The following is a 4,674-nucleotide window of genomic DNA, read 5'->3' as shown; positions in this document are numbered from 1 at the left end:
GGATCCCGATCACGGCGAGCTCCGAGAGGTCGCGCTCGCTCTCGGCGATCTCGTGCGCCATCCGCACGATCGCGCGCTCCATGCGTTCCGCGTCCATGATCCGGGCTTTCCTGACGAGCGCGGGCGATTCGACCATCAGCGCCCTCCATCGAGGCCGGCGCAAAAAAAATCCCCCGTCGGGGGAATCACTTCGCGACCGGGGAGCGGCGGCATCAAAAGGAGACTTTACTATGATCGTCGCGTGCTTGTCGACCTGTTCGACTACGCCCTTCCGGTCGACCGCATCGCGCAGGAGCCGCGGCCGCGCGGCACGTCGAAGCTGCTCGTCGTCGATCCCGCGGGCGGAACGATCGAAGACCGCACGTTCGCGGATTTCCCCTCCTGCCTGCGGCCGGGCGATCTCCTCGTCCGGAACGACGCCCGCGTCGTCCCGGCGCGCCTCCTGGGCGAACGGGAAGGCCGTCCCGTGGAGATCTTCCTCCTCGGCGAGGAGGAGAACGGGATTCGGACCGCGCTCGCCCGGCCGGGACGCCGCGCCCGGACGGGACACGAGATCGCGTTTCCCGCGGGCCAGCGCGCGCGCGTCGTCGACGTGCTTCCCGACGGCAAACGCCGGGTGCGCTTCGACCCGCCCCTCACCCCCGAGCGTCTCGCCGCGATCGGACACGTCCCGCTTCCTCCGTACATTCGCCGCCCCGACGACGACCGCGACCGCGACTGGTACCAGACGGTGTTCGCCCGCGCCGACGGCGCCGTCGCCGCGCCGACCGCGGGCCTCCATTTCACGCCCGCCATCCTCGAGGAGATCGCCGCGCGCGGCGTCGGGATCGCGGACCTGACGCTCCTCGTCGGGGCGGGCACGTTCAAGCCGGTCGCGGTCACCGACGCCGACGCGCACGTGATGGACGCCGAGAGGGTGCGCATCCCGGCGGAGACCATCGACGCGATCGGTCGCGCGCGGTCTCGCGGCGGAAGGATCGTCGCGGTCGGAACGACCGTGACGAGAGCGCTCGAGTCGTGGGCGCGGCACGGAGAGCGGGAATTCGCCACCGATCTCTTCATCCGGCCGGGCTTCGAATTCCGGGTCGTCGACGCGCTCCTGACGAACTTCCACCTGCCGAGATCGACCCTGCTGATGCTCGTCGCCGCCTTCGCGGGGCGCGAACGGATCCTCGCCGCCTACGACGAGGCCCTGCGCCGCGGTTACTTGTTCTATTCCTACGGAGACGCGATGTTCGTCACGGGCCGGCGCGCGGACGATCGACCGGCCGCGGAGCCGGTTGGGTGACGGGAGCGATCCGTCGGGGGCCGGGGGGCGGGATCGTCTCCCGGGGAAGACTCTCCCACGCGTTGGCGAGCGCGAACGCGTCGACCGATCCGAGACCGGTCACGAGGTCGAAGCCGGGACCGCACTTGCCGCCGGCGAGCCCCACGAGATCGCTGTCGCCCGAGACGACGTCGTGGAACACGGCCGGTCCGGATCCGGCGGACTGCGCGCTCGCGAGCGGGTAGAAGCCCCGGTTCGCGTTCCCCTGCCGCGCCCCCGCCTTCTGGACGATCAGGGCCATGATCCCGGCCATCGCGGGAGACGCCGCGGACGTCCCGCCGATGGTCGCGCCGCCGCCGTTGTCCCCCTGGAAGACGAAATAACCGTCGTGCGTCGCGGCCGCGAGCGAGACGTCGGGAAGGTCGCGCTTTCCGTCCGCGGGGACGCCGGGCCCGGCCTGCCAGGAGGGTTTCGCGCGGAAGGCGCTCGCGCCCCCGCCCGAGGCCCAGAGCCCGTGACCGCCGGCCGCCTGGCTCTCGTTCCAGCCCTTCTCGGGAATGTAGGAGACCGCCGAGAGTCCCGTCGCCGCGTCCGGCTTGTCGGTCCAGTAGAGGGTCGTCTGTCCCCCCTCGTCGAACTGGGTACCGCCGACCGCGACGACGTGGTCGCTCGAGGCGACGCCGTTCACGGCCGCTCCGGTCGGCTTGAGGTCCTGTCCGCCGTCGCACCCCGCGAAGCCGGTATCCCCGGAAGAAACGAAGCTCGTGATTCCCTGCACCGCCGCCTGGGTCCAGAGGTGCTGGTAGAACGTCAGGTTCGTCGTCCCCATGTCGGATTCGCATTCTCCGAAGCTCGTGCTCATCACGGCGGCGAGGTTGTGTTCGACGATGTACTGGGCGGAGAGGTCGACGCCGTCCGTGGCGTCGGTCGACTGGCTGACCACGAGCGTCACCTGCGCGCCCGGAGCCACGCCTCCCGCCCATTGGACGTCGAGGTCGGCCTCCTGTTCCTCCCCCTTGTCCCAGAACCCCGGATCGGGACCGTTCACGAGCACCAGCGGATCCCGGACGGGAAGACCGAAGCGGCTCCGGAAATTCCGGACGTCGGCGACGTCGATCTGCACGCGGCCGACGATCGCGATCTTCTGTCCGGTGCCGTCGATCCCCTGGGCGTAGAGCGGCTCCAGGTCGTAGATCCGGGCGAAATCGGCCGGGGCGAGACAGTGCGTGCCGCCGTTCGAATATTCGGGAGACCCGGCGCCGGCCGCGCGGTACGACCGTTTCGGAAAGTCGTGCAGCGAAGCGATGCCGACGATCGCCGGCGACAGCCGGGCGGGCACCGACGGGTCGGCGACGTTGGCATGGCGGATCGCGCCGCCGCTCGTGAACTCGTGAATCGGCGTTCCGAACGCGTTCTCGACCTGGGCCGCGGTTCCGGTGAAGTCGATCCAGCCGCGTCCCTTCGCCACCTCGTCGATCGCGAAGCCGTTCTCCTGCAGCCACCCGAGGACGCGTCCGAGCTCGTCGTCGCCGATTCCGAATCGCTCGCCGAATTCCTCGGGAGTGAGCCAGCGGTGGTACAGCGGAGACGCGGGGTCGTGCTGCGCGGCGAGGAGCGCGCCGATCTGCGCCTCCGCTCCGGCCCGGCGCCCGAGCACGAGGATCATGCGGCGCATCGGGAACGCCGGATCCACGGGCCCCGCGTCCCGGGCCTCGCCGATCGCCGGGTGAACGTTTCCCGAAAAGGCGACGCGCGGCTCGTCTTCCCGCGGGAGAGCGGCCGCCGGAAGGGCGAGGAGCAGCGCCGGAAGGGCCGCGGCGACGGTGCGGCGGACGGACATGAGACCCGAAAGCGTAGCGGCGGGGGACGCCGAAAGCAATGGTCCGACGGTCAGGCCGGGGTGTCCGTGGCGAGGGCCGGCGCGGACGCGGCCCCCCGTCCGCCCGGATTCGTCCGGTCGTCCAGGATGCGGCCGTCGAGGAGACGCACGATGCGGCGCGCATGCTCCGCGATGTCTTCCTCGTGCGTCACGAGGACGATCGTGTTTCCGCGGCGGTTGAGCGTATCGAAGAGCGCCATGATGTCGGCGCCCGTCTTCGAATCGAGGTTGCCGGTCGGCTCGTCCGCGAGAATCAGGCTGGGGCGATTGATGAGCGCCCGGGCGACGGCCACCCGCTGCCGCTGCCCGCCGGAGAGCTCGCTCGGGTGGTGCGACATCCGGTCCGCCAGGCCGACCGCGTGGAGCGCCTCGACCGCCCTCTCGTGACGCTCGCGCTTCGGGACGCCGCTGTAGACGAGCGGGAGCTCCACCTGGGCGACGGCCGACGTCCGCGGCAGCAGATTGAACGTCTGGAAGACGAAGCCGATCTCGCGGTTCCGGATCGCGGCGAGCTCGTCGTCGGTCATCCGCGCGACCTCGTTTCCGTTCAGGCGATAGGAGCCCGCGGTCGGCGTGTCGAGACAGCCGATCAGGTTCATGAGCGTGGATTTCCCGGAGCCCGAGGGACCCATGATCGCGACGTACTCCCCCTTGTCGATCGACAGGGAGACGCCCCGGAGGGCCTGCACGTCCTCTTCGCCCATCCGGTAGACCTTGGTGATCCCGTTGATCTCGATCAGGGCCATCGACTCATTCTCCCTTTCGCGTCTCGACGCGGACGCGGTCTCCGTCGTCCAGCCGGCGAAGAACCGAAACGGGTCCTCGGGCGATCGTCTCCCCTTCCCGGAGACCGGAGGTGATCTCCGCCAAGCGCTCCCCGACGCCTCCGATTTCGACCGTCCGGCGGCGCGCCCGCCCCTCGGCGAGAACCCAGACGGCGTCTGTCGCGGCGCCGTTTCCCGGCCGCGACGCGAGCGCCGCCACGGGAACCGCCAGAACGGCCTCGCGCGGCGTGCCGTCGATTCGCGCCTGGGCGGCCATCCCGGGCCGCCAGGCGCCCGGCGCCGAGGGAAGCGCGATCATCACCGACACATACGGGGAACCGCCCGTTTTGTTTGCGCCGACGTCCCGGACGACCCCCGCCGCGGTCGCGCCTCCCGCCGTCACCCGGGCGGCCGCTCCAGGGACGATCGCGCCCGCCCCCCGCGGGGCGATCTCGACCGAAGCGAGTTTCGTCGAGGGGTCCGCGATGTCGGCGACCGGCGAAGACTCCGCGACGGTCTCGCCCGGCCGCACCCGTACCTCCCGGACGGTTCCGGAAGCGGGCGACGTCACGCGCGTGCGGCCGAGCGTTTCCCGCCCGACCGCCAGCCTCGACCGGGCGGCGTCGAGCGCCTCCGACGCGATCCGCTGCTGGCGCCGCGCGCCCTCCGCCTGGAGCCGGGCGGCCTCGAGGTATTCGGGAGAGGCGATTTTCTTTCCCGCGAGCCCGCGCGCCCGAGCCAGCTTTTCGGCGGCGGCGTCGACC

4 protein-coding genes are annotated in these 4,674 nt (G+C 71.2%); 1 reads left to right on the top strand and 3 read right to left on the bottom strand.

Annotated features, from left to right (window positions below):
* Window positions 1-241: 241 nt before the first annotated feature.
* Window positions 242-1,288 carry a tRNA preQ1(34) S-adenosylmethionine ribosyltransferase-isomerase QueA gene (gene queA, locus VFS34_04500; protein HET9793701.1) on the top strand — a complete coding sequence of 349 codons (1,047 nt, stop codon included), beginning with the start codon at window positions 242-244 and terminating at the stop codon, window positions 1,286-1,288.
* Here queA and VFS34_04495 read toward each other — a convergent pair.
* The 3 genes from VFS34_04495 to VFS34_04485 all read right to left on the bottom strand — a co-directional run.
* Window positions 1,239-3,107 carry a S53 family peptidase gene (locus VFS34_04495; protein ID HET9793700.1) on the bottom strand — a complete coding sequence of 623 codons (1,869 nt, stop codon included), beginning with the start codon at window positions 3,105-3,107 and terminating at the stop codon, window positions 1,239-1,241. The two genes, queA and VFS34_04495, sit on opposite strands and share 50 nt — an antisense overlap.
* 50 nt (window positions 3,108-3,157) lie before the next feature.
* Window positions 3,158-3,892, bottom strand: coding sequence for an ABC transporter ATP-binding protein (locus VFS34_04490; GenBank protein ID HET9793699.1), 735 nt, complete (start codon window positions 3,890-3,892; stop codon window positions 3,158-3,160).
* A 4-nt stretch (window positions 3,893-3,896) separates the two neighbouring features.
* On the bottom strand, window positions 3,897-4,674 hold a 778-nt coding region (locus VFS34_04485; GenBank protein HET9793698.1), incomplete at its 5' end, for an efflux RND transporter periplasmic adaptor subunit.

It is taken from the genome of Thermoanaerobaculia bacterium (assembly GCA_035717485.1).
Taxonomy (GTDB): Bacteria; Acidobacteriota; Thermoanaerobaculia; order UBA5066; family DATFVB01; genus DATFVB01.
Note: the sequence above shows the minus strand (reverse complement) of the source record. Positions and strands in the feature narration are given on the sequence as shown.